At 71.4% G+C, this 26,118-nt stretch carries 29 protein-coding genes; 11 read left to right on the top strand and 18 right to left on the bottom strand.

Going from position 1 to position 26,118, the window contains the following annotated elements; genetic code table 11:
- Positions 1-187: 187 nt before the first annotated feature.
- Positions 188-604 (bottom strand): hypothetical protein, encoded by a 417-nt coding sequence (locus ACIGXX_RS09190; protein WP_361461237.1) that lies wholly within the window; start codon positions 602-604, stop codon positions 188-190.
- 26 nt (positions 605-630) lie between these two features.
- Positions 631-1,035 (bottom strand): STAS domain-containing protein, encoded by a 405-nt coding sequence (locus ACIGXX_RS09185; RefSeq protein WP_399974081.1) that lies wholly within the window; start codon positions 1,033-1,035, stop codon positions 631-633.
- 202 nt (positions 1,036-1,237) lie between these two features.
- On the opposite strand from ACIGXX_RS09185, the gene ACIGXX_RS09180 reads away from it, so the two are divergent.
- Entirely contained in the window at positions 1,238-2,287 is a 1,050-nt protein-coding gene (locus ACIGXX_RS09180) for an NAD-dependent epimerase/dehydratase family protein (protein ID WP_383823424.1), read from the top strand.
- A 42-nt stretch (positions 2,288-2,329) separates the two neighbouring features.
- Here the strand turns inward: ACIGXX_RS09180 and ACIGXX_RS09175 are convergent, their stop codons facing one another.
- On the bottom strand, positions 2,330-3,442 hold the full coding sequence (locus ACIGXX_RS09175; RefSeq protein WP_351161388.1) for a HAMP domain-containing sensor histidine kinase: 1,113 nt from the start codon (positions 3,440-3,442) through the stop codon (positions 2,330-2,332).
- A 5-nt stretch (positions 3,443-3,447) separates the two neighbouring features.
- Positions 3,448-4,311, bottom strand: coding sequence for a response regulator transcription factor (locus ACIGXX_RS09170; protein ID WP_399974076.1), 864 nt, complete (start codon positions 4,309-4,311; stop codon positions 3,448-3,450).
- Between the two features lie 171 nt (positions 4,312-4,482).
- Between ACIGXX_RS09170 and ACIGXX_RS09165 the strand changes: the two genes are divergently transcribed.
- The 3 genes from ACIGXX_RS09165 to ACIGXX_RS09155 are packed head-to-tail and all read left to right on the top strand — an operon-like array spanning position 4,483 to position 6,595.
- Positions 4,483-5,244, top strand: a complete 762-nt coding sequence (locus tag ACIGXX_RS09165) for a glycosyltransferase family 2 protein (RefSeq protein ID WP_399974073.1) — start codon at positions 4,483-4,485, stop codon at positions 5,242-5,244.
- Complete coding sequence (locus tag ACIGXX_RS09160; protein WP_399974070.1) at positions 5,241-5,906, top strand: DUF2064 domain-containing protein; 666 nt, start codon at positions 5,241-5,243, stop codon at positions 5,904-5,906. The genes ACIGXX_RS09165 and ACIGXX_RS09160 overlap by 4 nt, the downstream gene beginning before the upstream one ends.
- Positions 5,903-6,595, top strand: coding sequence for a class I SAM-dependent methyltransferase (locus ACIGXX_RS09155; RefSeq protein ID WP_383823415.1), 693 nt, complete (start codon positions 5,903-5,905; stop codon positions 6,593-6,595). Before ACIGXX_RS09160 ends, ACIGXX_RS09155 begins: the two co-directional genes overlap by 4 nt.
- Here the strand turns inward: ACIGXX_RS09155 and ACIGXX_RS09150 are convergent.
- Positions 6,538-7,023 carry a hypothetical protein gene (locus ACIGXX_RS09150; protein WP_383823412.1) on the bottom strand — a complete coding sequence of 162 codons (486 nt, stop codon included), beginning with the start codon at positions 7,021-7,023 and terminating at the stop codon, positions 6,538-6,540. The genes ACIGXX_RS09155 and ACIGXX_RS09150 overlap by 58 nt on opposite strands.
- Positions 7,023-8,330 (bottom strand): molybdopterin-dependent oxidoreductase, encoded by a 1,308-nt coding sequence (locus tag ACIGXX_RS09145; protein ID WP_399974067.1) that lies wholly within the window; start codon positions 8,328-8,330, stop codon positions 7,023-7,025. The genes ACIGXX_RS09150 and ACIGXX_RS09145 overlap by 1 nt, the downstream gene beginning before the upstream one ends.
- 113 nt (positions 8,331-8,443) lie before the next feature.
- On the opposite strand from ACIGXX_RS09145, the gene ACIGXX_RS09140 reads away from it, so the two are divergent.
- Complete coding sequence (locus tag ACIGXX_RS09140; RefSeq protein ID WP_383823406.1) at positions 8,444-9,802, top strand: hypothetical protein; 1,359 nt, start codon at positions 8,444-8,446, stop codon at positions 9,800-9,802.
- A 27-nt stretch (positions 9,803-9,829) separates the two neighbouring features.
- On the opposite strand, the gene ACIGXX_RS09135 is transcribed toward ACIGXX_RS09140, so the two are convergent.
- Positions 9,830-10,756: a hypothetical protein gene (locus ACIGXX_RS09135; RefSeq protein WP_399974064.1), complete on the bottom strand. Its 927-nt coding sequence runs from the start codon at positions 10,754-10,756 to the stop codon at positions 9,830-9,832.
- A gap of 22 nt (positions 10,757-10,778) precedes the next feature.
- A complete protein-coding gene (locus tag ACIGXX_RS09130) occupies positions 10,779-11,171 on the bottom strand; it encodes a hypothetical protein (RefSeq protein ID WP_399974061.1) in 393 nt (130 codons plus the stop codon).
- Positions 11,172-11,252: 81 nt separating this feature from the next.
- Between ACIGXX_RS09130 and ACIGXX_RS09125 the strand changes: the two genes are divergently transcribed.
- Positions 11,253-15,068: a CHAT domain-containing protein gene (locus tag ACIGXX_RS09125; RefSeq protein WP_399974058.1), complete on the top strand. Its 3,816-nt coding sequence runs from the start codon at positions 11,253-11,255 to the stop codon at positions 15,066-15,068.
- A gap of 399 nt (positions 15,069-15,467) precedes the next feature.
- Here ACIGXX_RS09125 and ACIGXX_RS09120 read toward each other — a convergent pair whose 3' ends face one another.
- From ACIGXX_RS09120 to ACIGXX_RS09110, 3 genes are all read right to left on the bottom strand, one after another.
- Positions 15,468-16,148, bottom strand: a complete 681-nt coding sequence (locus ACIGXX_RS09120; RefSeq protein WP_383823396.1) for a response regulator — start codon at positions 16,146-16,148, stop codon at positions 15,468-15,470.
- Between the two features lie 73 nt (positions 16,149-16,221).
- Positions 16,222-17,448, bottom strand: a complete 1,227-nt coding sequence (locus ACIGXX_RS09115; protein ID WP_399974053.1) for a sensor histidine kinase — start codon at positions 17,446-17,448, stop codon at positions 16,222-16,224.
- Positions 17,445-18,146 (bottom strand): hypothetical protein, encoded by a 702-nt coding sequence (locus ACIGXX_RS09110; protein WP_399974050.1) that lies wholly within the window; start codon positions 18,144-18,146, stop codon positions 17,445-17,447. Before ACIGXX_RS09110 ends, ACIGXX_RS09115 begins: the two co-directional genes overlap by 4 nt.
- 156 nt (positions 18,147-18,302) lie before the next feature.
- Between ACIGXX_RS09110 and ACIGXX_RS09105 the strand changes: the two genes are divergently transcribed.
- Complete coding sequence (locus ACIGXX_RS09105; RefSeq protein WP_351161351.1) at positions 18,303-18,641, top strand: hypothetical protein; 339 nt, start codon at positions 18,303-18,305, stop codon at positions 18,639-18,641.
- A 119-nt stretch (positions 18,642-18,760) separates the two neighbouring features.
- Here the strand turns inward: ACIGXX_RS09105 and ACIGXX_RS09100 are convergent, their stop codons facing one another.
- Positions 18,761-19,531 (bottom strand): NPP1 family protein, encoded by a 771-nt coding sequence (locus ACIGXX_RS09100; RefSeq protein ID WP_399974046.1) that lies wholly within the window; start codon positions 19,529-19,531, stop codon positions 18,761-18,763.
- 709 nt (positions 19,532-20,240) lie between these two features.
- A complete protein-coding gene (locus ACIGXX_RS09095) occupies positions 20,241-20,573 on the bottom strand; it encodes a hypothetical protein (protein ID WP_366462833.1) in 333 nt (110 codons plus the stop codon).
- A 359-nt stretch (positions 20,574-20,932) separates the two neighbouring features.
- Here ACIGXX_RS09095 and ACIGXX_RS09090 point away from each other — a divergent pair, with 359 nt between their 5' ends.
- Positions 20,933-21,259 carry a hypothetical protein gene (locus ACIGXX_RS09090; RefSeq protein WP_361461283.1) on the top strand — a complete coding sequence of 109 codons (327 nt, stop codon included), beginning with the start codon at positions 20,933-20,935 and terminating at the stop codon, positions 21,257-21,259.
- A gap of 1,050 nt (positions 21,260-22,309) precedes the next feature.
- On the opposite strand, the gene ACIGXX_RS09085 is transcribed toward ACIGXX_RS09090, so the two are convergent.
- Positions 22,310-22,519, bottom strand: coding sequence for an EF-hand domain-containing protein (locus ACIGXX_RS09085; RefSeq protein ID WP_383823626.1), 210 nt, complete (start codon positions 22,517-22,519; stop codon positions 22,310-22,312).
- Positions 22,520-22,719: 200 nt separating this feature from the next.
- Between ACIGXX_RS09085 and ACIGXX_RS09080 the strand changes: the two genes are divergently transcribed.
- Together ACIGXX_RS09080 and ACIGXX_RS09075 are read left to right on the top strand one after the other, a co-directional pair.
- Entirely contained in the window at positions 22,720-23,799 is a 1,080-nt protein-coding gene (locus ACIGXX_RS09080) for an integrase core domain-containing protein (RefSeq protein WP_366462834.1), read from the top strand.
- A 94-nt stretch (positions 23,800-23,893) separates the two neighbouring features.
- The gene (locus tag ACIGXX_RS09075; protein ID WP_383823375.1) at positions 23,894-24,043 is read left to right on the top strand and encodes a hypothetical protein; all 150 of its coding nucleotides are present in this window, start codon (positions 23,894-23,896) and stop codon (positions 24,041-24,043) included.
- Positions 24,044-24,224: 181 nt separating this feature from the next.
- On the opposite strand, the gene ACIGXX_RS09070 is transcribed toward ACIGXX_RS09075, so the two are convergent.
- Genes ACIGXX_RS09070 through ACIGXX_RS09060 form a run of 3 tightly spaced genes read right to left on the bottom strand, consistent with a single transcriptional unit; the run spans position 24,225 to position 24,802 of the window.
- Positions 24,225-24,431: a hypothetical protein gene (locus tag ACIGXX_RS09070; protein ID WP_351161344.1), complete on the bottom strand. Its 207-nt coding sequence runs from the start codon at positions 24,429-24,431 to the stop codon at positions 24,225-24,227.
- 15 nt (positions 24,432-24,446) lie between these two features.
- Entirely contained in the window at positions 24,447-24,596 is a 150-nt protein-coding gene (locus tag ACIGXX_RS09065) for a hypothetical protein (protein WP_351161341.1), read from the bottom strand.
- Positions 24,593-24,802 (bottom strand): hypothetical protein, encoded by a 210-nt coding sequence (locus ACIGXX_RS09060; protein WP_351161339.1) that lies wholly within the window; start codon positions 24,800-24,802, stop codon positions 24,593-24,595. The genes ACIGXX_RS09065 and ACIGXX_RS09060 overlap by 4 nt, the downstream gene beginning before the upstream one ends.
- Before the next feature lie 405 nt (positions 24,803-25,207).
- Between ACIGXX_RS09060 and ACIGXX_RS09055 the strand changes: the two genes are divergently transcribed.
- Positions 25,208-25,591 (top strand): nuclear transport factor 2 family protein, encoded by a 384-nt coding sequence (locus ACIGXX_RS09055; RefSeq protein WP_361461290.1) that lies wholly within the window; start codon positions 25,208-25,210, stop codon positions 25,589-25,591.
- Between the two features lie 20 nt (positions 25,592-25,611).
- Here ACIGXX_RS09055 and ACIGXX_RS09050 read toward each other — a convergent pair whose 3' ends face one another.
- Positions 25,612-25,977, bottom strand: a complete 366-nt coding sequence (locus ACIGXX_RS09050; protein ID WP_351161333.1) for a PH domain-containing protein — start codon at positions 25,975-25,977, stop codon at positions 25,612-25,614.
- Between the last annotated feature and the right edge of the window lie 141 nt (positions 25,978-26,118).

The raw sequence follows: 26,118 nt of genomic DNA, 5'->3' as shown, positions 1-26,118 counted from the left end.
GCGATGACGGGGAACCTCGCCCCTCGCGCGCCCGACGGCCGCCGCCCTTGTGAGCAGGCGGCGGCCGTCCCTCGCGCACGAGCGCACGAGGGACGGGGCGGGAGGGACAGCGCCGAGGCCGCCCGGCAACTCGCATATCCGGCGCACTCGTTGCCGTCAGGCCCCGGCATCCATCGCCTCGACACGGTCAGGACCCGGCATCCGTCCCCTCGACGACCTGAGCGGCCATGCGCAGACAGATCTCGGGGAGCTCCGGGGCGCTTCGGATCCAGTCCTCGGTGTCGATGCCGGCGACGACGCCCGCTGTCCACAAGGTGGCGAGCAGACGGGTCGCCAGGTCACGCTCCGCGCCCCTGGCCTCGGGAGCCGCACGGCGGACGGCGACCGTCGCCCGCTCGATCAGGGACGGTTCGAGCAGCCAGCGAATCCCCGCTCCGGCCTCCACGAGGAAGCCGGAATAGATCGCCATGAAGATCCGCGCGGTCTCGGTCTCCTTCTCCAGGCCGACCCGCGCCTGCTCGGTGAACTGGGTGATCAGACCCAGGTGGTCGCCCAGATGACTCGACGGGGTCCCGTGGCTTCGCCGACGTTCGCCATTCGTCATGTCCGCACCCTCCCGTCCGCCCCCGGTCAGGAACTCTTCCCCATCTCGGGCCGGCCCCGTCCTTCACCAGAGGCTTTGCCGGCGGTCAGTGCCTGTTCCACGGTGTCGTGGATCGCCAGCACGTCGGCCAGCCCCACGATGCGCAGCACCGCGCGCACCACTCTGCGCGAGGCCACCACCCGCACCGCGACTCCGCGTTCGACCAGACGCTGCCGGAGGTCGTCGAGGACGGCCACCCCGGCCATGGTCAGGAAGGGAGCGGCGGCCCAGTCCACGACCACTGCCGACACCCCGTCGCGCGCGGCGCGGTCCAGCCGGGTCCGGCACATCTCACCCAGCTCCCACCGCAGCGGTTCGGCATTGCCGATATCCACTTCCGGGGGCATTTCCACCACCAGGCAGCCCTGCCTGACGGATGTATGAAGCATCATCCAGACCACCCCCATAGGGCCGTCTCGACTACAGAAGGGGTCGCTTCAACTCACAGCAGAAGTATGCCAATCCACTGTCCGGACTTCAGCCGGGTCAGCTCAAAGCTTCAGGGTGAATCCTTCTCCGCACGGTTCTTACGGACCCGTGACGAAGCCCCGTCGGTGATCGTCACCCCGGCTCGGCGCGCCTAGCGTGGGCCGCATGCGCGTACTTGTCACCGGCGGCGCCGGGTTCATCGGATCGCACGTGGTCGAAGCCCTCACGGAACGCGGGCACGAAGTGGCGGTGCTCGACGCCCTGTTGCCCTCCGCCCACGCCGTACCACCGCGGCCACCCGCCGGACAGCGCTGGACCGTCGCCGACGTCCGGGACCGGGACGCCGTGCGGGACGCGTTGCACGGGGTGGACGCGGTCTGCCATCAGGCGGCGATGGTGGGGCTCGGCAAGGATTTCGCGGACGCCCCCGAGTACGTCGGCTGCAACGACCTGGGCACGGCCGTCCTGCTCGCCGCGATGGCCGAGACCGGGGTACGGGATCTGGTGCTCGCCGGTTCGATGGTGGTGTACGGGGAGGGGCGGTACGAGTGCGTACACCACGGGGTGGTCCGGCCGGGTCCGCGCGCGGCGGACGACCTGGACGCCGGGCGCTTCGAGCCGCTCTGCCCCGACTGCGCGGCCGAGTTGGCCCCCGGCCTGGTGGGGGAGGACGCACCCGCCGATCCCCGCAATGTGTACGCGTCGACCAAACTGGCGCAGGAGCATCTGGCCGCCGCCTGGGCGCGGGCAGGCGGCGGCCGCGCCGTGTCGTTGCGCTACCACAACGTGTACGGTCCCGGCATGCCCCGCGACACCCCGTACGCGGGTGTGGCCTCGTTCTTCCGTTCCTCGCTGGAGCGGGGCGAGGCGCCCCAGGTCTTCGAGGACGGCCGTCAGCGGCGGGACTTCGTGCATGTACACGATGTGGCGGCGGCCAACGTGATGGCTCTGGAGGCGGTGCGCGAGCGTGAGGCGGGGGCGTTCACGGCGTACAACACCGGCAGCGGGGAGCCGCACACCGTCGGTGAGATGGCCCGCGAGCTGGCGCGGGCGTTCGGCGGCCCGGCCCCGGCGGTGACGGGTGAGTACCGCCTTGGGGACGTACGGCATGTCACGGCGGACTCAAGGCGGTTGCGGGCGGAGCTGGGGTGGCGTGCCGAGATGGGCTTCGCCGAGGGGATGGCTTCCTTCGCGAAGGCTCCGCTGCGGGGGTAGCCCGGCCGGAAGCTTCAGACGAAGGCCTCAGTGCGAGGGCCGCTACGCCCGCGCCGTCGGCAGCGTGACCTCGAAGCAGCAGCCGCCCGCCACGTTGCGGACGGCCGCCCGGCCCTGGTGGGCCTCGACGATGCCGCGCACGATCGCTAGGCCCAGCCCCGCACCCGCCGGGGGTGTGCGGGACTGGCTGCCGCGCCAGCCGGTGTCGAAGACGCGGGACAGGTCCTCCTCGGGGATGCCGCCGCACCCGTCGGTCACGGACAGGACCACGCCGTCGGGGGATCGCTCCGCGGCCACCGCGACGGTTCCGTCGGCGGGTGTACGGCGAATCGCGTTGATCAGGAGATTGCCCAGGACGCGGCTCATCTCCTTGCTGTCGACCACCACCGGGACGGCATCGACGCGGTCGCCGACGAGACGCACTCGGTGCTCGCGGGCGAGGGGGTCGACGCCCGCGAGCGCGTCGCCCACCAGGTCGTAGACGGAGATCCGCGCCGGAGACAGCGCCAGCGCGCCTGCGTGGATGCGGGAGAGCTCGAAGAGGTCGCCGACCATGGAGTTGAGGCGTTCGACCTCGGTGCGGATCTGGCGCAGATAGCGGTCGGGATCGGCCGCCACGCCGTCCTCGAGCGCCTCGGACATGGCCCGCAGGCCTGCCAGCGGGGTGCGCAGGTCGTGCGAGATCCAGGCGACCAGTTCGCGGCGTGAGCGCTCAAGGGCCCGCTCGCGCTCGCGGGACTCGGAGAGCTTGGCGCTGGTCGACTCCAATTCCCTGGTGAGTGCCGCGAGTTCGGCGCTCACGGGCTCGGGAGGGGCGGCGAAGCTGCCGCCGTCGCCGAACGAACGGGCCGCCAGGGTCAGTGCCTTGCTGCGGGCGACCACCCAGCGGCCGAGCAGCAGCGCGGTGGCGAGCGAGACCACGGCGGCCATCGCCACGACGATGGTCACCACCTTCAGGTCGTGCGGTGACAGGAACATCTCCCAGGCCACCGCGAGCGTCCCGGCCAGCATCGCGAGCACCGCGACGGCCGCCACGACGCTCATCGCCACCGTGACGGAGCGGTGGCGCAGCAGGCGCAGCGTCAGGGCGCCTAGGAGCCCCGCGCTCGCGGCACCGAGGAAGGCGAACAGGGCGATGACGAGGATGTCCCGCATGGAGGTCAGCCTTCGGCTCGGGGCGGCACGCGCCCGCCCTGGGGGTCCAGGGGATCGTGAACGGAGGGCACGGTGCGGACGGCCGGGTCACCGGCGCCGCTCGTCGCCTCTTCCTCGTCCTGTACATCGAGCTCGTCCGGTACGTCCGGTACGTCCGGTACGTCCGGTACGTCGAGACGGTACCCCACACCCCACACCGTCTGGATCAGTCGCGGTGCGGCCGGGTCGTCCTCGACCTTGCCGCGGAGTCTGCGGATGTGGACCGTGACCGTGGACAGGTCGCCGAACTCCCAGCCCCACACCTCCCGCATCAGCTCCTCCCGCCCGAACGCCTGCCCCGGATGGCGCAGCAGGAAGGCGAGGAGGTCGAACTCGCGGAGAGTCAGGGCGAGTTCGACCCCGCCCTTCGTCGCCCTGCGTGCCGCCGGGTCCACCCACAGGCCCGCGGCCGCCAGTGTGGCGACGGCCCCGGGGGCGCGGGCGGCGCGGCTGCGCCGCAGTACCGACTGCACCCGCAGGACCAGTTCGCGCGGACTGAACGGCTTGGTGACGTAGTCGTCGGCCCCCACCTCAAGGCCCATGATCCGGTCGTCCTCGTCGCCACGGGCGGTGAGCATGATGACGGGCACCGGGCCCTTGGCACGCAGACGGCGGCACACCTCCAGACCGTCCATGCCGGGCAGCATGAGATCGAGGACGACCAGGTCGGGCCGGAGAGCCCCGGCGCGCTCCAGGGCTCCGGGGCCGTCTCCTGCGCGGTCGACCGTGTAGCCGCCGCGCTCCAGGTAGCCCGCGACGACCTCGGCGACGGTCGGATCGTCGTCGACGACGAGCACCCTGGATGCGTGATCCTGCGGTGGTGGCTGCATACCGCCAGCCTCGCACCCGCGGGGCCCGAACCTGCCGGTCGAGCCTGCTCCCGGTCGCCGACGTTCCCGTTTCGTAAGACTCTGCCGTCCCCGTTCGCAAGACTCCGACGTCCCCGTTTCGTAAGAACCTGAAGTCCGATATGCCGGGTTCGGATTCATAGGGTGAACCACATGACCCCCTCCCCCTCCGCCGAACCCGACGCGCCGGACACACCCGATGCGCGCACCGTTCGGGTCGATGTCGTCCTGCCCTGCCTCGACGAGGCCGCCGCACTGCCCTGGGTCCTGGAACGCGTCCCCGAGGACTGGCGGGCCGTCGTCGTCGACAACGGCTCCACCGACGGCTCGCCGGACATCGCCCGCGCCCTGGGCGCCACCGTCGTGCACGAGCCGCGGCGCGGCTTCGGCGCCGCCTGCCATGCGGGCCTCACGGCGTCCGACGCCGACATCGTGTGCTTCTGCGACTGCGACGCATCCCTCGACCCAGGGCTGCTGCGGACCTTCGTACGCCGGGTGGCGGACGGCGAAGCCGATCTGGTCGTCGGACGGCGGCGCCCCCAGGGACGCGGCGCCTGGCCGCCGCACGCGCGCGCGGGCAACCTGGCGCTCGCCCGGATGCTGCGGCGGCGGACCGGCGTACGCCTGCACGACCTGGGCCCGATGCGTGCGGCGCGGCGCGAGGGGCTGCTCGGGCTCGACATGACCGACCGGCGCAGCGGCTACCCGCTGCAGATGGTCGTGCGGGCGGCCGACGCCGGATGGCGGATCGAGGAGCGGGACGTGCCGTATCTGCCGCGCGCCGGGAAGTCGAAGGTCACGGGGACGTGGCGCGGGACGTGGCACGCCGTGCGCGACATGCGGGCCGTGCTCGCGGAGCCACCGCGGGCCGCCTCCGTCGGCCACGCAGGGCGAGCGTCGGGTGGTGCCCGGTGACCGCGTGTGCGACGACCCTGCTCGTCATCGCCAAGGAGCCCCTGCCGGGACGGGTGAAGACCCGCCTCACTCCGCCCTACACCCCCGAGGAGGCAGCCGAGCTGGCCGCGGCCTCCCTCGCCGACACCCTCGACGCCGTGCTCGCGGCGCCCGCACGCCGACGCGTCCTGGTGTTCGATGGCCGGCCGGGCCCCTGGCTGCCTTCCGGCATCGAGGTGGTGCCGCAGTGCGCGGGTGACCTGGACGAACGGCTCGCCGCGGCATTCGCCGCCTGCTCGGGGCCGGCCCTCCTGGTCGGCATGGACACTCCCCAGATCACCCCCGGGCTCCTCGCCCCCGCGCTCGGCCCCGACGCCTGGCAGGACTGCGACGCCTGGTTCGGCCCCGCCGTCGACGGCGGCTTCTGGGCGCTCGGCCTGGCCGAGCCCGATCCGCGGCTGCTGCGCGGCGTCCCCATGTCGAGGCCCGACACCGGCGCCCTGCAGCGGGCCCGGCTCGCCGACGCCGGCCTGACGGTGCGCGACCTGCCGCCGCTGCGTGACGTCGACACGGCCGACGACGCGGGGAAGGTCGCCGGCACCGCACCGGAGAGCCGGTTCGCCGCCACGCTCGCACGCCTCGCGACGGCGGCCGGCCACGCGGGACCGGGCGGTGGCCGATGAGCACGGCGCCGCCGGACACCGCCCAGCGCAGGACCGGCCCAGGAGCCACGCCCTGGCGTGCGGATCCGTACACCAACGCCCTGCGCAACGGCCACGGCCCGCTGTTCCTGCGCCGCAGCGACGGCTGGCTGCTGCCCCTGGACGTCGAGCGCTGGTGCGCGGGTGCCGACGCCGCGGACCTCTCCGCGCTGCGCCGCTGCGAGGGCAGTGTCCTCGACATCGGCTGCGGCCCCGGCCGCCTGGTGGCCGGGGCCGCGGCCCGGGGCCATCGAGTCCTGGGGGTCGACGTCAGCCAGGCAGCCGTCGACCACACGCTCCGGCTCGGCGGCACCGCGCTGCTGCGCTCCGTCTTCGACGCGCTGCCGGGCGAGGGGCGCTGGGGGACCGCCCTGCTCATCGACGGCAATGTGGGGATCGGCGGCGACCCCACCGCACTGCTCCGGCGTGTTGCCCAACTCCTCTCCCCCGGCGGTCTGTTGATCTCGGAGACGGTCCAGTTGGATGTCGACGAACGCGTCGAGGTGCACGTCGACGACGGGCGCGGCGCACCGGGCGAGCTGTTCCCCTGGGCCCGTCTCGGCACCCCCGCCCTGCTGCGTCACGCCCGTCCGCTCGGCTGGCAAGCCGCCGATCAGTGGAGCAGCGGCGGCCGTTCCTTCCTGGCGCTGCGCCGCGCGCGGCGCACCTGAAGCACCCGGCACCCGGCGGCTCCCGCGAACAACACGGCCGTGACGGCCAGCCAGCGGGCGAGGAAGACGCCGGCGTGCAGCCCGGTGGCGGACTCATAGCGTTCCGCCCGGCCGGTGACGAGCGGGAACCACACCAGCAGCAACAGTCCGGACAGGAAAGCCGGAACGCGCACGTAGTTGATCCACTCCCGACGGCCCCACCGCCCCACGCCGGCCCGCAGCGTCCGGTCGGCCAGCGCGTACGCGGGCACGAACAGCAGGTCGTGCACCAGCGCCGCACCGACGAACCAGCCGGCGATCAGCAGCCACCGGCCGTCCAGGAGGCGCACCCCCGCATACCCGGCGAGCGCGAACGAGGCCAGCAGCACGAGAAGCTGGAATGGGCCCTCGCCGTACCACCGGCCCAAGCGGTGCGTGAAACCGGTCATCACAGCTCCCCGAAGGTCAGACGGGACACCCACTTGGTGTTGAGCACGCCGGGAGCGGCCGGAACGATGATCCGTGCAGGGTAGCCATGGTCCGGCGACAGGTCCTCCCCGTTGACGTGCAGCGCGAGGAGGGATCGCGGGTCGCGGACCTGGTTGTCGCGCAACGCCGCCCTACGGAAGGCCCCGTGCCGCTGCAGGGATTCCACCAGGACGCCCGGAGGATCCGCGTCGAACCCGGCAAGGGCCGCGAGGTCGCGCAGCCGCACGCCGCGCCACCACTGGTCCGACGTCGACCAGCCCTCCACGCAGGCGATCGGCAACGCGGCACTGTGCGAGGGGAGTTGGAGCAGCTCACCCCGGGACAGCCTGACGTCTCCCCGTGGGCCGCTGATGACCAGCCGCCACGCCTCACCGGTGTCGCGCGGCTCGACGCCCACCTTCCCGGCCGTCTTGTTGATCTGAAAGCCGTTCGGCCCGCTCCCCGGATCGCCACCGCCGTGCGGGGCGAACAACGCGGTGCGGCGCAGTGGCCCGTCCACGGTCTGCCCCGCCGTCGTCACGAACAGCAGGGCGGAGCCCGCGCCGACCATGCCGAGCGCTCCCCGCCGCGACACGGTCGGCTCCGCGGGCCGTCTCGCCACGAGCCCCGCTTCGTCGGCTTCACCGGCCTCGTCGGCCTCGTCGGCTTCGTCGGCCGGTTCGGGGCGCGGGTCCCGCAGCCGCTGGCGCCATCCCTGCTCTCGCAGGAGGCGGACGACCTGGGGCAGGCGCAGCACGACATGGGTCACGAACGCGCCGAAGAACACCCAGGCTCCGTAGAAGTGCAGTGGATAGAACGAGCCGGGAAAGAGGTACTCCAGCTGGACGTTGAGGACCCCGGTGACGAACTCGAACAGCGCACCGCCGACCAGCAGGAGCAGCGAGACCCGTTCCAGGGCGTGCCCGGGCGACCTCGCCGGAGGGAGCGTGAAGAGCTTCGGGATCACCGACCACAGCTTCGCGAGCAGCACCGGGATCAGCGTGATGCCGAGGGTGACGTGCAGGCCCTGGTTGAGGCGGTAGAGCCAGTGCGGGTCGGTCGGCCAGTCGAAGAGGTAGAAGCCGAGGAGACCCTTGTCCGGTGTCTTGTCGTTGACGGGCGACAGGTTCGGGTTGTACGCGGCGTACGACAGCAGGCCGGTCACGAACAGCACCGTGACACCGGCCATCAGAACGACGCCGAGAACCGAGGTGAGCCATGGTCCGCGCAGCGGGCTGCGCCAGAATCCGGGGTCGACAGGAGAGGTCACACGTGGTGCGGGGGGCATGGACCGACCGTATGCCGGGCCCTGCCCCGGGCGGGGCCCACGACTCATGACGAAACGCTGACGTCGCCCCTCGGACCCGCGTCGCCCGCTCCACCTGTGCCTACCGTGCAGACGTGAGCACCACAGACCACACCGGGCACCGCCGTGACCTGGCCGCGGCCTGCGGCGCGGCGCTGCTCGTCGCCGCGGCCGTCGTCGTCGGCGCCTCGATCGAGCACGCGGACGGCACGCTGCACCTCAACTGGCCACCCCTGTATGCCCAATGGGACCCGCACATCGGACCGGGCTCCCCCGCCGCGCTCGCGGTCGCCGTCGCCGTGATCGCGTACGCCCCCGCCCTCACCGCCCGACTCTCCTGGCGACCCCTGCTCCTCACCGCGTGGGCCGCATCCATGGCCTGGATCTGGTCGCTCGCGCTGATCGACGGCCCGCACCGGGGCGTGGCGCGGCGGCTCACCACCAAGTACGAATACCTCCAGGTCATCGACCGCTTCGAGGACATCCCCGCGGCGCTGCGGGACTTCACCCGGCACATCCTGATCGACTCCCCCGGCCACTGGCCCGCCCACACCGCGGGCCATCCACCGGGCGCCACCCTCACCTTCGTCCTGCTCGACCGCGTCGGCCTGGGCGGCGGTGCCTGGGCCGGGGCCTTCTGCATCACCGCGGGCAGCACCGCCGTGGCTGCCGTCCTGATCACCCTGCGCGCGCTGGCCGACGAGGCGAGCGCCCGCCGGGCCGCGCCCTTCCTCGTCCTGGCCCCGGCCGCGATCTGGGTCGGCGCCTCCGCCGACGGCTACTTCGCCGCCGTCACGGCCTGGATGATCGCCCTGCTCGCGCTGGCGGCGACGCGCACGGTCCGCTTCCCCGCCGCCGCGGCCCTCGGCTCAGGCCTGCTGTTCGGCCTCACCTGCTACCTCTCGTACGGCCTGACCCTGTTCGCGCTCGTCGCCGCCGCCGTCCTGCTGATCACCCGTACCCGGCGCCCGCTCCCGCTGTTCCTTGCCGGTGCGGTCGTCGTCCCGCTCGTCTTCACCCTGGCGGGCTTCAACTGGTGGGAGGCGTACCGCCTGCTCGTCGAGCGCTACCACCAGGGGGCGGGCGGCATCAGACCGTACGGCTACTTCGTCTGGGCCAACCTCGCCTGCACGGTGCTGGTCGTCGGCCTCGCCACGGTGGCCGGCCTGCGCAGGACGGCGTCGGCCGCCCCCGGCGCGATCGGCCGCCTGCGCACCGGGCGGACAACACCCGCCGACCGCCTGACGGTCCTGGTCCTGACCGCCCTGCTCGCGCTGCTCGCCGCCGACCTGTCCGGGATGAGCAAGGCGGAGACGGAGCGCATCTGGCTGCCGTTCGCCACGTTCCTGCCGATGGCGACGGCGTTCCTGCCGACGGCGGGGCGGCGCCACTGGCTCACCGCACAGGCCGTACTCGCGCTCGCCGTCAATCACTTGCTGTTGACGGGGTGGTGAGGGTCTCCGAGGTGCTGAGGGACGCCATCAGTCGGCCTTGCGGAACACCTCCGACATCCCGTCCCCCGTGTCCTGGGCCAGCAGCCCCGTCGCGTCCGGCCCGAGCAGGCCGACGCGCGTGGCCAGTTCCCGTACGTGGACGTCGACGGCCGCCTCGGTGAGGCCCGCCAACGCGTCGAGCGCGGCCCGGGAACGGGAGCGGGCCACGGCCCCGCAGCCGACGGCGACCAGCGCGGCCGGCCACCACCAGCAGGCGAGCAGGGCATAGCCCACGGCCCAGGCGGCGAGACGGGCCGCGGCGCTGAAGGAGTCACGGGCCGCCTGGACCTGCCGCACGGCGGGTTCGGGGAGGATCAGCCACAGGCGTGGCCACAGGGCGGCGAGGTCCACGCCGTAGGCGCCCTCGACGCGGTCGGCGGTCGCCTGCATGCGGTCGCCGTACCAGGTGGGGCGGGTCGGCGCGCACAGCGAGATGCGGTCCCGGGCCTCGTTGCGTGCCTGGATCAGCGCCCACGCGCTCCTCGGGACCGTCACCGCGCCGTCCGCCCCGGCGCCGGTCGGGGTGGCGTGCGCGACGGCGTCCGCGAGCCTCGCGTCCGCTTCCCGCCAGCGCCGTTCGCGCCGTGCGGTGAGGGCACGCGAGAGCGGGTCCCGGCCGAAGCGCAGCCAGTGGTTCTCGATCGCGCCGCCGAGGAACTGCGCGGCCAGTGAGGCCGCGGCCGCGGTGAGCAGGGCGAGCGCCACCAGGAGTGCGGCGGTGCCGGTCCTGTCGAGCGCGGGGCGTGCGGCCAGGTCGTCCAGGGTGGCGCGCAGCCGGTCGGCGTCGTGCCAGTGGCGGTGCCCCAGCTCGACGCCGACGGCCGTGACGGCGAGGAAGAACGCGCCGGGCAGCACCAGCAGGTTCAGCCAGCGTTCGGTGAGCTTGCCGCCCAGGGTGGCGAGGAGGGGGTTCATGAGGCCGGGAGCCCGGAGGCGGTCACTGCCCGGGGCCCAGTCGGCCCTTGCGCATGCGTGCGCCGTTGACCGCGCACTGGGGGGCGGGCAGCAGGTCCCTGGCCCGCTCGAGCCGGCTGCAGCGGGCCGGGCCCGGGCACACGGCCACCCTGATGTGCGGCGCGAGGCCGGGCGTCGTGGCGCCCCGGGAGCCGTTGACCAGACCGCCCGCGGCCCCGGCCCGGCGCAGCGCGTCGTCGAGGGACTCGTAGCACTCCGCGATCTCGTCGGCGCCCGCGCCGGACCGCAGCAGCTCCCTCGCCCGCTCGGCCGGCTCCCGGACACCGGGCTCCGCCATGTCGTCCGGCGAGCCGAGCAGCGAACACAACGCCGCTGTGCCGGAGGCGAGTTCGGGATGTTCGGGCGATACGGTCATGCTCCAAGTGTGCCGGAAAGCAGGCAGAGTCGATGGTGGATCGTCGTGCTGCCGGAGTCGACCACAGGGGGGAGACACGAGGTGAGGGACGACCGGGACCGGCTCGTACAGGTGATCCGCGCGCGCGTCGCACGGGCCGGGACCCCGGACGGGGGTGTGCACAGGGACGTGGTGTGCGGTCCCGAGGCCGATGCCGAACTCCGGGGCCTGCTCCGGAGCACCGACACCAGGGTCGACCTGGAGGCCCGGCACGTGGCCGGCTGGCTCTGCGCCGCCCGCGCGGCGGCCTCCTGCGACGCGCAGGGCAGTGTGCACGGCGCCATGGCCGGCACGCTGCTCTTCCCTGTGTGGGTGGCCGATCCCGGGCTCGTGCCGCCGCAGTTGGCGGCCGGTTACGAAGCCACCGACCCCGCGGATCGCCCCGACCCGGCGAACGCGGACGGCCCCGCCGAGTGGTCGGCCGAGTGCGCCGCGGCCGTGATCGCGGCCGAGGGCCGACAGCACCGCCCGCCGCCGGACGCCACCAAGGACGACCTCCGGCTGTACGAACTGGCCGTACGGGTGGGCTCATCGGTACCCACCCGTGAGGTGCTGGTGGGCCTCGCGGTCGCGATGGCCGGCCTCGCCGTCCTCGCGACGCCGGAGCACGACCCCGCGTACGCGACCCGGGTCGCCGATCTGGCCTACGCGCAGTCCCTGGCCGGACGGCACCCGGGCACCGACGAAGGCCCGGACGCGGCGCTGTGTCTCACCCACCGCACCCTCAAGCGCCTTCCTGCCGAGGCCCCTGAACGGCTGCTCACGCTCAGCAACCTGGGCGTCCAGTTCCTGGAGCGGTACCAGCGGTCGTACGACGTGGACGACCTGCACGAGGCGGTCGGCACGGCCCGTGACGTGCTGGCCCAACTGCCCCCGCACAGCCCGCATCTGGCCCACTGCCTCAGCACCCTGGGCGGCGCGCTGCTGGCGCTGCGGCAGCGGGAGGGCAGTACGCCCGAGGAGTGCGACGAGGTGGTGGACCTGTTCCGCCGTGCCGCTCCCGGCGATCCGAAGGGCCCGGCGGCGGCAGGCATCAACCTGGGCCTCGGGCTGATCCTGCGCCACCAGCGCAGCGGCGGGCCGCACGACCTGCACGAGGCGGTCGACGTACTGACCGGGGCGCTGGAGGCGTCACAGGACCCGGACCAGCGCACCGGCGTCCGCGGCGTCCTGGGCAACGCGCTGCGCGCCCGGTACGCGCTCACCGGCGATCCCGCCGACCTGGACGCGGCGATCACCCACCTGTCCGCCGTGGTGGCCGCGTCCGGCGAGCCGACGCCCCGCACCGCGGTGCGGCTGATCGCCCCCGCGATGGCCCTGCACGCGCGGTACGGCCTCGACCCGGCGGCCAACAGCGCGGACCTCGCCGAAGCCCTGCGACTCCTGCGCCGGGCCGAGAAGCTCCTGCCGCCGGGCCACCCGGAGCGGCCCGTGACCCTCAGCGACCTCGGGATGGTCCTGAGCACCGGCTACCAACACACCGGAAACCCGGCGGAGTTGAACGATGCCATCCAGGCCCTCCGGGAGGCGGTGGCGCTCACCTCCGAGGCGCACGAGATCCTCGGCGTACGGCTGCTCAACCTCGGCATGGCCCTGGGCCTGCGCCACCGCCTCACCGAGGACGGCGAGGACCTGAGGGAGGCCCAGGAGTGCCGGCGCCGGGCCGCACAGCTGCCCGGCCTGGGGCCCGCGCACCGGGCGGCGCTGGTCGGCTCGACGGCGATCAGCCGGCTGTCGGGATACGAGCGTGCCGCCGACCCGCCCGCACAACTCGACGAGGCGATCGGGCTCTTCAGGCAGGCCCTCGCCCTCACCCCGGCGGACGATCCCCGGTTGCCGCACCGGCGCCACAACCTGGCCATGGCCCTGATGACCCGCTGCCGGGCGGCACACCAGCTCGGCGACGCGCGGGAGGCACGCGCTCTGGCCGACGCGGTGATCGCCGCGCTGCCCGCGGACTCCCCCGAGCTTCCCGGCGCCCTTGCGGTGGCCGCCGGCGCCCGCCTCTCCAGCCTGGGCGCCCTGATGTCGTCGACGCTCAGGAACGACGCGATCGCGCTGTTCCGCCGCGCGGTCGAGGTCACCCCGCCCGGCCACGCGCGGCGCACGCTGCGCCTGACGAACCTCGGCAACGCCCTGCGGGACCAGGCGGCCCGCCGCGACCGCCGGGCGGCTGTCGCCGAGGCGGCCGACGTGTTCCGGGCCGCGGCCCTGGAGGAGCAGTGCGCGCCCTCCGAGCGCCTGGACGCCGCACGGTCCTGGGGCGACGCCTGGGCGGAGCTCGGTGTCTGGGACCGCGCCCTCGACGGGTACGTGGTGGCGGTCGACCTGCTGCACTCCGTCGCCCCGCGCCATCTGGTCCGCGACGACCAGGAGTTCCTGCTGAGCCGGACCATCGGGTTGGGTGCCGCCGCGGCGGCGTGCGCCGTGCGCTGCGGCCGTCCCCAGCTGGCGGTGGGGCTCCTCGAACAGGCCAGAGGCGTGCTGCTGTCCCACGCCTTCGACGCCGACAGCGATCTGACCCGGCTCCGGGAGGCCGCCCCGGACCTCGCCGACCGCTTCGAGGAACTGCGCGAGGCCCTCGACACGGCGACCGACGGCGGGCAGTCGCTCAGCGCCGAACCGCTGGGCCAGGCCCCCGTGGCCGCGCGGGCGTCCGCCGCCCGAGCCGACCGACGCCAGCAACTGGCCGCCGAATGGCGGGAGCTCACCACCCGAATCCGTGCCGCGCACCCCGAGCTCGGCCTGCTGCGCCCGGTGCGGGAGTGGCACGAGCACGAACTGCGCGCGACCGCCTCCGCGGGACCGGTGGTCCTGGTCAACGTGTCCCCGTACGGCAGCGACGCGCTGGTCGTCGGCGAGCACTCCATAGCCGCCGTACCGCTCCCGGGACTCGATCCGGGGACAACGACCGCGCGCCGGACGGCCTTTCAGGACGCGCTGCACCGCATCGACGCACCCGACACTTCCCGAAAGCAGTCGCAGCGCGCCCAGCAGGTCGTACGGGAAACGCTCGGCTGGCTGTGGCAGGCAGTGGTCGCCCCCGTCCTGGGCAGCTTGGCCCTCGATGCCTTGCCCGCCGACCGGCTCCCCCGGGTCTGGTGGTCGCCCGCCGGAGCCCTGGGCACGATGCCGCTGCACGCGGCCGCCCCCGCCGGCGGCGCGTCCGGCGCGCTGGACCGGGTCGTCTCCTCGTACACGCCGACCCTGCGGGCGCTGCACCACGCCAGGCAGCGGGCCGCGCGCCCGGCGGGCACCGGTGCGCTCGTCGTCGCCGTCGGCGAGGCCGCGGACTTCGCACCGCTGCCCGCCGCGCACCGCGAGGCCGAACACCTGGCACGGCTGCTGCCCGCCCCCGAGGTGCTCACCGGCGCGTCGGCCACCCACTCGGCGGTGGTCTCCGCCCTGCACCGGCACGCGTACGCGCACTTCGCCTGCCATGCCGTGGGAGATCTCGACCGGCCGTCCGGCAGCCGACTCGTCCTGCACGACCACACCGAACGCCCGCTGACCGTACGCGACCTCGCCCGGCTCCGGCTGCCATCGGTGCGGCTCGTCTACCTCTCGGCCTGCGACACCCTGCGGACCAGCCCCGAACTGGCCGACGAGGCCGTCCACATCGTCAGCGCCTTCCAGATCGCGGGCTTCCCCCATATCGTCGGCTCGCTGTGGCACGTCGACGACACGATCGGCGCGCGGGTCGCCCAGGGCGTGTACGAGGCCTTGAGCACGGCTGACGACGGCACCCTGGCAGTCGACCGAACGGCCGAGGCCCTGCACTCCACCGTGCGAGCGCTGCGCGACGCATATCCCCAGACCCCAAGCCTGTGGGCCTGCCAGGTGCATGCGGGGCCCTAGGGCCGACTGCGGTGCGGGTTGGACTGGTGCGGGCCGGGCCGGGTGCGGAATGGGCCGGGTGCGGAATGGGCTGGGTGCGGAATGGGCTGGTGCGGGCCGGGCGTGTCCGGCGCAGGCCGACGCGGTGCGGGATGGCTCGGTGCGGGCTGGGCCCGTTCGGGCTGGCGCGGCGCGGGTCCGCGCAGGCGTAAGCCGATGCGGCGCGGGATGGCTCGGCGGGGGATGGCTCGGCGCGGGATGGCTCGGCGCGGGATGGCTCGGTGGGGCGTCGCTCGGCACGGGGCAGCGCGACTCGGGACAGGGCAGTGCGGCCCTGGACAGGGCAGTGCGACTCGGGACAGGGCAGTGCGGGCCCGGACAGGGCAGTGCGGGCCCGGCACAGGGCGGCCCCGCCCCTCATCAGGGCAGCGGCGGGGAGGAGCCCGGTGCGACGAGCCCGGTCTGGTAGGCGGCGGCGATCGCCTGGGCCCGGTCGCGCATTCCCAGCTTCAGGAGAATCCGCCCGAGGTGGGTCTTGACCGTCGCCTCGCCGATGAACAGATGGGCGGCGATCTCGGCGTTGGAGAATCCGTGCGCGACCAGGACGAGGACCTCGCGCTCCCGGCCGGTGAGCGCCGCCAGTTCCTCCGGGGCCGGTCTGATCCTCTCCGGCCTCGCGGCGAACTCGGCCAGCAGGTCAGCGATCACGGCCGGATCCAACCAGCCATCCCCCGCCGCCAACGCCCGTACTGCCCCGGCCAGTTCGCCGGGAGCCGCGTCCTTGAGCAGAAAGCCGGAGGCCCCGGCGCGCAGCGCCTGGTAGACGGCCTCACTGACGTTGTACGTCGTCAGCACGAGCACCCGCGCCTCGCCGGGAAAGGCGTCGGCGGTGATCTGCCGGGTCGCGTCGACGCCGTCCATGCCGGGCATGCGCACATCCATGACGACGACGGTGGGGCGCAGTTCGGCCGCGAGGGCCACGGCCTCGACCCCGTCGGCGGCCTCGCCCACCACCTCGATGCCGTCCTCGCCGGTGAGCAGCATGGCGAGCGCGGAGCGCACCATGGCCTGGTCGTCCGCGAGCAGCACCCGGATCACCACGCTCCTCCTGCCCCGGTGCGACCGTTAGTGACGCGAGTCGTGACCCGACTCATGACGCAGCTCATGACGCATCTCATGACGCGGCCTCCTGCCGAAAGTGTTCCTCCGCGGGCAAGGTGGCGGCGACCCGGAAGCCACCCTCCCTGGTGGGACCGGCGTCGAACGTGCCGCCGCAGACGGCCACCCGCTCGCGGAGCCCGATCAGGCCGTGCCCGGTGGACAGTTCGGAGCCGGCTGCGGCCGGGGTGCCCCGCCCGTCGTCGGCGACCTCGACCCTCAGCCGCCCGTCGGCCCGGGACCAGTCGAGGCGTACGACCGTGGCGGCTCCGGGGCCCGCGTGCTTGGCCGCGTTGGTCAGCGCCTCCTGCACCAGCCGGTAGGCGGTCAGGTCGACGCTCCTGGCGAGCGCGGCGGGGGCACCGGTCACCTCCAGGCGGGCGCGCAGGCCTGCCTGGCGGGCCCCGTTCAGAAGCGGGTCCAGATCGGCGAGCCCGAAGCTCGACCCCTCGGCGGCGAGCCGCTCGCCGTCGGTGCGCAGCACCAGGAGCATGTGCCGCAGCTCGGCGACGGCGGTCTTGCCGCTGGACTCGATCTGGTCGAGCGCGTGCTCGACCCGGTCCGGGTCGGCCCGCAGCACATGGCGGGCACCCCCGGCCTGGAGCACCATGACGGTGACCGCGTTGGCGACGATGTCGTGCAACTCCCGTGCCGTGCGCGCACGTTCGGCCAGGGTCGCGTCCTGGGCACGCGCCAACGCCAGCCGGTCCCGGGCTGCCGCCGCACGCCCCGCACGCACACCCCGGCCGACGGCCCACACCTCCAGGTTGAGCATCCCGTAGAAGCAGGCCACCCCGATCAGGGAGGTGAGCCGCTCCGCGGCGGGTACGTCGGCGAGCGCCGCCCGCACCGAGAGCGCCACCGGCACCGTCACGGAAGCCAGCGCGAGCGCGGACAGACGGGCGCTCCGGAGTGCGGCGACGGTGTAGAGCGCGGCGAGCAGGGCCAAGGTCGGGCTGTAGTCGAACACCCCGACGGCGGTGAGGAGTTCACCGCCGAGAGCGTGCGCCCACAGGTAGCCGAACACCGCCCGGGGCGCCCGCCGCCGCGCCGCGAGCACCGCATAGCCGAGGACGGCGTACCCGACCGTGAACAGCCGGTCGGCCAGGCCGACGTTCGGGAGGGCGAAGTCCGAGAAGAGGAACAGGTCGGGCAGCAACAGGGCGACGGCGAGCACCGAGTCCTGAACGGCGGGAGCCGCCCGATACAGCCGGCCGAGGGCGGCTCCGGGTCTGGCGGTCATGGTCGGGTCGGTGGGCGCGGATCGCCGGGGCGCGGCGGACGCGGGTCACCCGGGCGCGGCGGGCGCGGGCCATCAGGACTCGGCGGGTCATCGGGGCGAGGCGGGTGGGGGAAGCAGGTGCGGATGACCCGGCACGGCCCGGCGGCGAACGCGTCGAGCTCATCCTCGCTCGGCCCGGCCCCGACCCCGGCCCCGCTCAGGCCCACCCTTCCGGGCCGGTCAGGCGGCACCGGCGAGTCATAGCCGAGCGTGCGCATCGCCGCCCACAGGTCGCCGCCCTCGGCGAGCAGCGCCTCGGTCAGCCGCCGCTGGGTGAAGGACTCGGCACGCACCACGTAACGGGACCGCCCGGCGAGCCGCACCACGCTCGCCGCCGCACCCCACACGCCCGGCCCCTCCGGCGCTTCCGGCACGTCCGGCACGCCCGTTGCACCCGTCGCATCCGTCGCGGATACATCGGAGCCGAGACGCTCCACACCGACCACGGCGATCCGCTCCACGGGTCCGCTGTCGGCGGGCACCGGTGTGATCACGGCGACCAACTCCCCCTGCGGCTCGGCGAGGAGAGGCGGCGGATCCGGGGCCAAGAGGGCGTCCCTGTCGACGAGCAGGGCCCTGGCGCCGATCGGTTCGAGGGTGACGTCCGCGGCCGTGACCAGCACGGTTGTCTCATCCATGGGGTCGCGCGAGTCGCTCATGGCTCCATGAAACTGCCTAGGCGCGACGCAGAAACGTACACCCTGGGTCGTACACCGCTAATCCACTCCAGAGTGGACGCGAGGGTACCCCCGATGCGCGCATTCTCATGGGTGTCGGAAACACGTCCGACGGCCGGAACGAACCGGGAGCAACTCATGGGACACCAAGTCAAGTTCTACCAACTGCGATGCATCGAGACCCAGGACGACGGCGAGGACGAGCTGTGGGTGGACTTCCGCGGCCAGCGTGTCTGGGGTCGCGGCGACATCAACAACGGAAACGTCATCAACGTCAACAACGGGCCGTTCTCACTGGTCAACAGCGGGGCCGACGTCGTCTCCATGTGGGACAAGGACGACTTCGACCCGGACGACCACCTGGGCGACTTCCACATCAGCCCGTCCGTCTCGGGCCGCGGCGAACAGGTCGCCGTGTTCCGCAAGGACGGCGCCCACTACACCCTCACCTACGAGGTGCGGCCGGACAATTGGTAGACCGTTCCTCGCGTACGGCACTCGCCTACGACACTTCAGGCGTCCGGGACCGCCACGGCGACCCCGGACGCCGCCGGGCACCGGCAACCCCGGCAACCCCACCAACCCCCAGCCGCCCGTCAGGCGTTGGGGTCGAACGGGATGCCGGCCGGCTTGGCCTTCTCGAGGTGGTAGTTGAAATTGCCGTCCTTGAGCCCGAAGACGGCACTGCCGAAGTCCGCCTGGCTCAGTTTGTCCCGCACGCCCGCGGGATAGCCGTTCCAGCCGACGAGGCCGGGGAACTGCCATGTCCGCTTGTGGTTCTCCGGCGGCTCGTCGTTGGAACCGGCAGGGCGGAAGCAGTGCGTACTCACGCCGTCCTTGTGGTACACGATCTTGGGATGCGTCCCGTCCCAGCGGATCTGGTCACGACCGTGGACGTCGAAGTTGCCGTGGGCCGAGGTGGAGACGTAGCGCGCTTCGTTGCCCTGCACCCACACCACCACGTGTTCCCAGTCGTGACGGTGCCCACCGAGGCCGCTTCCCGCGACGGCCTGGTCCTTCTCGAAGTACAGGCCGTACATGATGGCGCACCAGTCGTTGTTGCACTTGTACCGGGCGTACCCGTTGGTGTTGTCGAGATCCCAGGAGTCACGGCACTGACCGTTGACGGCACCCGACGGCTTCAGCCCTCCATTGACGCTGCCGTCGGGGCCGATGGCGGGCGTCGGATAGCAGCCGTCGGTGTCGTAGTCGTAGGCCGGCTGAAAGCTCTGCTCCAGCCCGTCAGCGTTGGCGGGCAACGACCTGGGCGGTTCCGCGAGCGCACTCCCCGGAAGAGCGACGACCAGCACAACGGCACTACCGAGAACGAACGAGACTCTGCGAGCACGCGAGCTCTTCTTCACCATGTCCTCCTGATCCGTCGCGGTGTGGGGCCCACGACCAGGAATGACATGCCCAGAACAAGCGCATCACACGCACTTCCCCCCGAACACGAAGTAGGGGCCATCCGAAGATGGCCCCTACCTGCGACGTTTCCGTCGGGACGACAGGATTTGAACCTGCGACCCCTTGACCCCCAGTCAGGCGCGCGATCCTGGTTCGGAGTCCTGACGGCCTGTGGCGCCCGTACGCCACTGTACGCAGAAGTACGGCGCCAAAGAGTTGCGTCAGATCGCCGCCTCACTCCCCCGGCACCAATGCTGGTGCCAGCCTGCCACCCAGCAGGCCGTCCGTCACGATCTCCCGAACGGCACCCGATCGCCGGTACGTCACGGCGAGCGCCGTACAAGCCGGCGATGTCGGCCTTTCGGCCTCACAGGACAATCACCCGATCCAGCACACGGCCGTACGTCATCCTGTGGCGTTGGGGAACTCATCGGCGGCGGGCGGGCCGCCCCGCCGCCGCCAGGCAGGCAGGCAGCAAACGTCTGCACCCGCGAGCGCCCTCGCTGCATCGGCGACAGCGACGCTGCCCACCGCAGAATTGCCGCCCCCTGCCCGCCACTGCACCAGCACCCGCCGGTCGACAAGCCAACGAATGACTCGAACCACTCGCCCCTCGGCCGTCCACGCTGGGCGTCGAGAACGCCTTGACTCGACGACCATGTGTACGGATCAGGAGACGACGGCCAGCCCCACAACCAGCCAGGCGGTCACGATTCGCCTGCGCCAGGTCCAGGTGAGAAGGTTCTCGATCAATTGGATGACAGCCGGGTGGTCCGCACAAACGGTCTGATCACCCGCGTCGACGGCCGTCCGGTGGCTGACTACCTGGACGACGTTGCCCGTGATCGTGGCGCCGCCTATCGCGCTGCGAAGGAAGCCGGAACCTTCCCTCGGAAACAAACGGGAGCCTGCGTAGGCGCTGTGGTTGATCTGCGGACCGGCACGATCATTGAGGGTATTAACGGCAAGGCTGATGCCGTCATCCCCATCGATGAACTGCACCCGACTCTTGCGGAACGCTACAACTCCATCGGTACGCCGCCTCCTCACAACGACCATCCTCTCGGGCACGCCGAAGTAAAAGCTGCAAACGAGCTACTCTGGGCGCGTACGAAACAAGGATTACCTGATGGAGATGCCGCGCTCGCCGAGATGCGGGCCGCTGTGGAATTTCCGTACCTGTCAGACAAGGCTACGGGCGCCCCTGGGCGTCCAGCCCCCTTCTGCGCGAACTGTAACCACATGCTCCATGGTGTACCGAGTAGTCACGGACGATTCACGGGGTATCCGCCGAGCGATGAGAACTGGATCCAATAATGCCTCCCACAGAGCGAATCGACATCGATGATCCAGAAGTAGACATGGACGAAGCGCAGCACCTTCTTTACCGGGGGGAGCCTTTCACCGGTGAGGTAGTGGAATATCTCAGCGGAAAATTGGTTAGCCTGGATCATTACACCGAAGGGACGCAGGACGGCGTATCGCGCGAGTGGTACCAAGACGGGACTCTGCGCTCCGAGGGCACTGTGCGCACGGGGCTTCCTTGCGGAGAGTTCCGTGAATGGCACCCCAACGGTACGCTGGCGTCTCGGAAAGTGTTTGACAGTGATGGCCTGACGCTACGCGAAGATTTGCAGTGGGATGAGAATGGCCAGCCGACCAAGAGTTGGCGCCTTGGTGATGCTTAGTTCGACTCGTGCACCGGTTCAGCACACCTCGCCGGTGCACGAGTCAGCTAGGCATGCAGTGATCACGACGGTACCTTTTGGTTGACCCTGGGGGACCATGGCTGATCCTCCCTACGAGCACATCACGGCCCGAGGTGCACACTGGTGACTCGCAGTCAGTTTCCATCGTGCCTGGTTGTCGAAGACCGCGACGCCCCTGGACGTGATAGACGCAAGGCGGAGCGGTAGAAGGTAGCTGTGGCAGCCCAGGATTACGACAGCCAGTTGCTCGAGCCGGTGTCTGTTCGACGCCGACGGCTGTGAAATGCCCTCTTGTTCGGGGCTCAGCGGGACAGACAGCAACGGCCACTTGCACCGCGCCAAGGGGACCCACAGGAGCAGGCGCCCCCAGCCGACACCCCCCTCCGACCTGCACCGCATCTCGCCACAGCGTTCAACCTCTGGATGACGTGCGCACCGCGACATGGAGTTCGCGCAGACATGGGGTCGCTGAGACCGTCAAGGGGACGAGTGGGAGCACGACCCCGTGACGAGTATTCGGACAAGGGGGCGAACAGTACGACCCCTTGCCTCAGACACCGGACCCGGCAGCGGAGACGCTCCGTGGGAGCGACCGGATCAGGTGACCAGCCGTCCACCCCCGGTTGTCGTCGCTCCCAGACTCCCGCCCCCAGGGAGCGGCTCCCCGCTCCCAGAATTGCTCCAGAACACGAAGTAGGGGCCATCCGAAGATGGCCCCTACCTGCGACGTTTCCGTCGGGACGACAGGATTTGAACCTGCGACCCCTTGCCCCCCAGTCAGGCGCGCGATTCCGGTTCGGAGCTCTGAAGCGCCATTGACGGTCGTACGACGCCGTACGCGGAACTACGGCGACGCCGAGACACCTGAAGCGGCAAGTCCGCAGCATGCCGCTTGAACTGCGCGGATGGGATTTTCGGCAGGGGCAGTGCTCCCGCTTCGCACTGCCACTCGAGAGCGCCCGGAGAACGGAAAGAGGCCGTCCGCAAACGGCCTCTCATCTCTGCGCCCATGACCTCGGCCGAGCGCTGTCAGGCGTCCTGCATCGGTGCCCAGAACTCTTCGAAGGACATGGTGCCGTCGCCGTCCGTGTCCAGCACGTCGATGAACCGCTGCGCCTGCTCGTCGGTGAGGTGCTCGCCGTTCAGCTCTGCGACGACCTGCCGGTACTCCTTGGCCGTGATCTGGCCGTCGCCGTCGAGGTCGTACCGGTCGAAGACCTTGCGTGCGGCCGCTTGCATGTCCACCACGTGAGTTCGCCTTTCCTTGTGATGTTCGGAGCGCCCAGGCTAGCGGTCACGCCAGCCTGGGGCGTACGAGATGTTCGCACGCTGCTGCGCGCCTGTCGGTGCCGGAAACTGCGTCACCCGAGGTGACCTGCGGGTTCGGATCTACCCGAGCGCGGGAGGCTGGCGGGTACTGTGCGGCATCATGCTGGGTCGTGGCGATACGTCTGATCTATCAACTAGCGTGCCAGCTCTTGGGATGGCTTGTGCTGCTTGCCCGGTCGAGTGCGGCGAAGGACGTCGAGATCTTGACGCTCCGGCACCAGCTCGCTGTCGCGCAACGCATCCAGCCACGGCCTCGGTTTTCCTGGAGCGATCGGGCTGTCATGGCAGCGCTGCTCCGGATGGTGAACAAGAAGCAGCGTGCCCGGCTGGCATTGCTGGTGACACCGCGGTCGGTCCTACGCTGGCACGCACGTCTCGTCGCCCGGAAGTGGACCTATCCACACCGCCGCCCGGGCCGACCTCCGAAGCCGGAAGCACTGCGGCACCTGGTCCTGCGCCTCGCGCGGGAGAACCCGGGGTGGGGATATCGACGGATCCACGGCGAACTGCTTGGTCTGGGGCGCAAGGTCGGCGCCTCGACCGTCTGGGAGGTACTGAAGAAGGCTGGGATAGACCCATCACCGCAACGCGCGGACCGCTCATGGGCTGCTTTCCTCAAAGCGCAGGCCTCCGCAATCGTGGCCACCGACCTCTTCCACATCGACACCGTCCTCTTGCGGCGCTGGTTCGTGCTGTTCTTCATCGACCATGGCGCCCGCCGCGTGCACATCGCCGGCATCACTCGACACCCGACCGGCCCCTGGATCACCCAGCAAGCGCGGAACTACCTCATGGACCTGGGTGACCGCGCAGAGTCGGTCAAGTTCCTCATCCGGGACCGCGGCGCCTACTTCACCGACAGCTTTGACGCCGTCTTCCAAGCAGCCGGCGTACGCGTCATCCCCACACTGCCCGCTGGGCCACGGATGAACGGGATCGCCGAACGCTGGATCGGATCATGTCGACGCGAGTCCACCGACCGCATCCTGATCACCGGCGAGCGCCACCTCCGACTCGTCCTCGACGAGTGCACGGAGCACTACAACAGTCACCGGCCGCATCGATCCCTCGGACAACGGGCGCCAGGCCGACTCACCGAGTCCGAACCAACTACCGCCACTGGCAAAACCCGCATCTCCCGACGCGATCGACTCAGCGGCCTCATCCACGAATACTCGCAGGTCGCTTAGGGGTGTCATAGATTCCGGCACGCACAGGCTGCGTCCGACACTGCACGCGTTCAAAAGCGACTACGTCGACGGTGTGCGTGACGGCCTCGAGCGTGTGCTGCGCACACGGGAGCTTTCCGTCGGCGACTACGAACGGCTGACCAACATCGCCTTCGATGACGAGAACTCCCTGTACGGCTATCTGCAGCAGATGCACGAGTACCTCTTTGCAGGCGGGGACGAGCAGCCTGTCCCTCCTGCATAGAGCGCACCCGCAGAGGGCCCGCCGCGCGACGTGTACGCCGATACAGGACCAACCGAGTGCAGTGTTGGACCGCATCCCCCACGGAATGCACCGTTGGCCCGGCTCTTCACCGCCTTAAAACCGGGCTGATCCATCTTCCTGGACCGGCTTGGCCGCCCGTCCTTCCGGGCGGGCGTGGGTCTCAGCCGGCGGACCAGGCGCGCAGCTGCGCAGCGACCTCTTGAGCGTGGGCGCCCTTGTCCTTGGCGCGCATGACGAGCGCGAGTGCGTCCTCCGGCTCGTAGTCCAGCGTGACCCCGTTGGTGTTGAGGAAGGTCTCGGCGACCAGCCAGGCGAAGAACTCGTTCTTCGCCTCCAGCGGCTCGTGCAGCGCGATGCTCTCCAGCATGGCCGCGGCCTTGAGCTAGTCGCTCGCGTACACGTCGCGGCCCATGTAGTGGGCCTGGACTCGGGCGCAGGTTCCGTCGAGCACGCCCAGGTCGAGACAGGCCGGGTCACCCGGGAGGGTCTGCGCGATCTGCAGGAGCTCTTGCGGGGTGAGGAACCGGGTCACGCGGCGTGACCGTGCCGCTGGGGCTCGTGCAGGTCGCGGCTGCCCATGGGCGCGGGGTCGGGCCACGGAGCTGTGCTGATGTCGGCGGCGTGGGTGTCCTGGGCAGCGAAGACCTCGGCGAGCTGCGGGACGCGGTCGCGGGTCTTGCCGAGGGCCTTGAGGAACGGGTCCTCGGCAGCCCCACCCGGCGCCGTGAGCGCTAGCAATAGAGCGGGTGCGGGTCGTCTCTCCGGTCGCAGGACCGAGACCTAGGAGGGCGAGGCCGGGGGCGCGGAGGGATTGGCCCGTGCGCTGCCGGAGTCGGTGGGTGCCTTGGGGACGGTCTCCGGGGCACTCTCACCCCCGGAGGCCCCGGGGTCACCGCACGCTCCAAGGAGCAGCACAGCGGCGAGCACCCCACCGATCCACGGCTTGCGCATACGCCAACTCCCGTTCAGGCGGCCGAAAGAGCCCCTTTGGCAAGCACAGTCGCACGCGCGTGAGAAGACGGCGGGTGGCGCTTTCGGCCCCCGCATTACCCCGGACGTAATCGACCCCCTGCGGCAGCCACGGCAAGCTCAAGCCATCGAAGGCACCACCCCGATACCCCCGATCCGCAGGAGGCACCCGCCATGTCCGCACACGACACTTCCGCGTACGAGACCGCCGTCGCCCGCTACTTCGAGGCCTGGAACACGGAGGGCGCCGACGCCCTGGCCAAGGCCGTGGCCGCCGCCTGGAGCGAGGACGGCAGTTACACGGACCCGCAGTCCGACGTCTACGGGTACGAGTCCATCGCCGCCGTGATCGCGGGAACCCACGAGCAGTTCCCGGGCTTCGAGTTCCGGCTGACCGGGACGGTCGACGGCCACCACCACGTCGCGCGCTTCGGCTGGGAGCTGGTGTCGGTCGCGGACGGCTCCGCCCCCGTCGCCGGTTCCGACGTCATCGTGCTCGCGGACGACGGCCGGATCCGCACGGTGCACGGATTCTTCGACCGGGTGCCCCAGGCCTGAGAGGTCCGCGGGCCTACCGCCTAGCGCGCCACGTACTGCGTGAGGATCGCCTGCACCTCGTAGATGTCGACGCCCTTGGTGAAGGTCTTCTGGATCGGCTCGGGGGTCCCGGAGATCCAGATCTTGAGCTCGGCATCGAGGTCGAAGTGCCCGGCGGTCTCCACCGAGAAGTGCGTGATGCTGCGGTACGGAACGGAGTGGTACTCGACCTTCTTGCCGGATATCCCCTGCTTGTCGACGAGCACGAGACGGCGGTCCGTGAAGAGCATCGTGTCGCGGATCAGCAGGAACGCCGCCTGCACCTGCTCACCGTGGCCCAGCAGACGCGCGTAGTCCTGCTGCGCGGTCATCGGATCGATCGTGTGCGCGTTGCCGAACAGTGCCATGAGAGACCCCCACTATCGAACTGCATTGCGCTTCCAAGAAGTTCCGACTGCAACGCGGGCGTCCCGCCAGGGGATTTGTGGCCGGGAGCACAACCATCGGCCGCATCCGCGTGTCTCGCAGATGAATCACATCCGCGCGCA

It is taken from the genome of Streptomyces sp. NPDC055243 (assembly GCF_044544025.1).
Classification (GTDB): Bacteria; Actinomycetota; Actinomycetes; order Streptomycetales; family Streptomycetaceae; genus Streptomyces.
The sequence above is the reverse complement of the archived record's forward strand: the minus strand, read 5'-3'. Positions and strand labels throughout refer to the sequence as shown.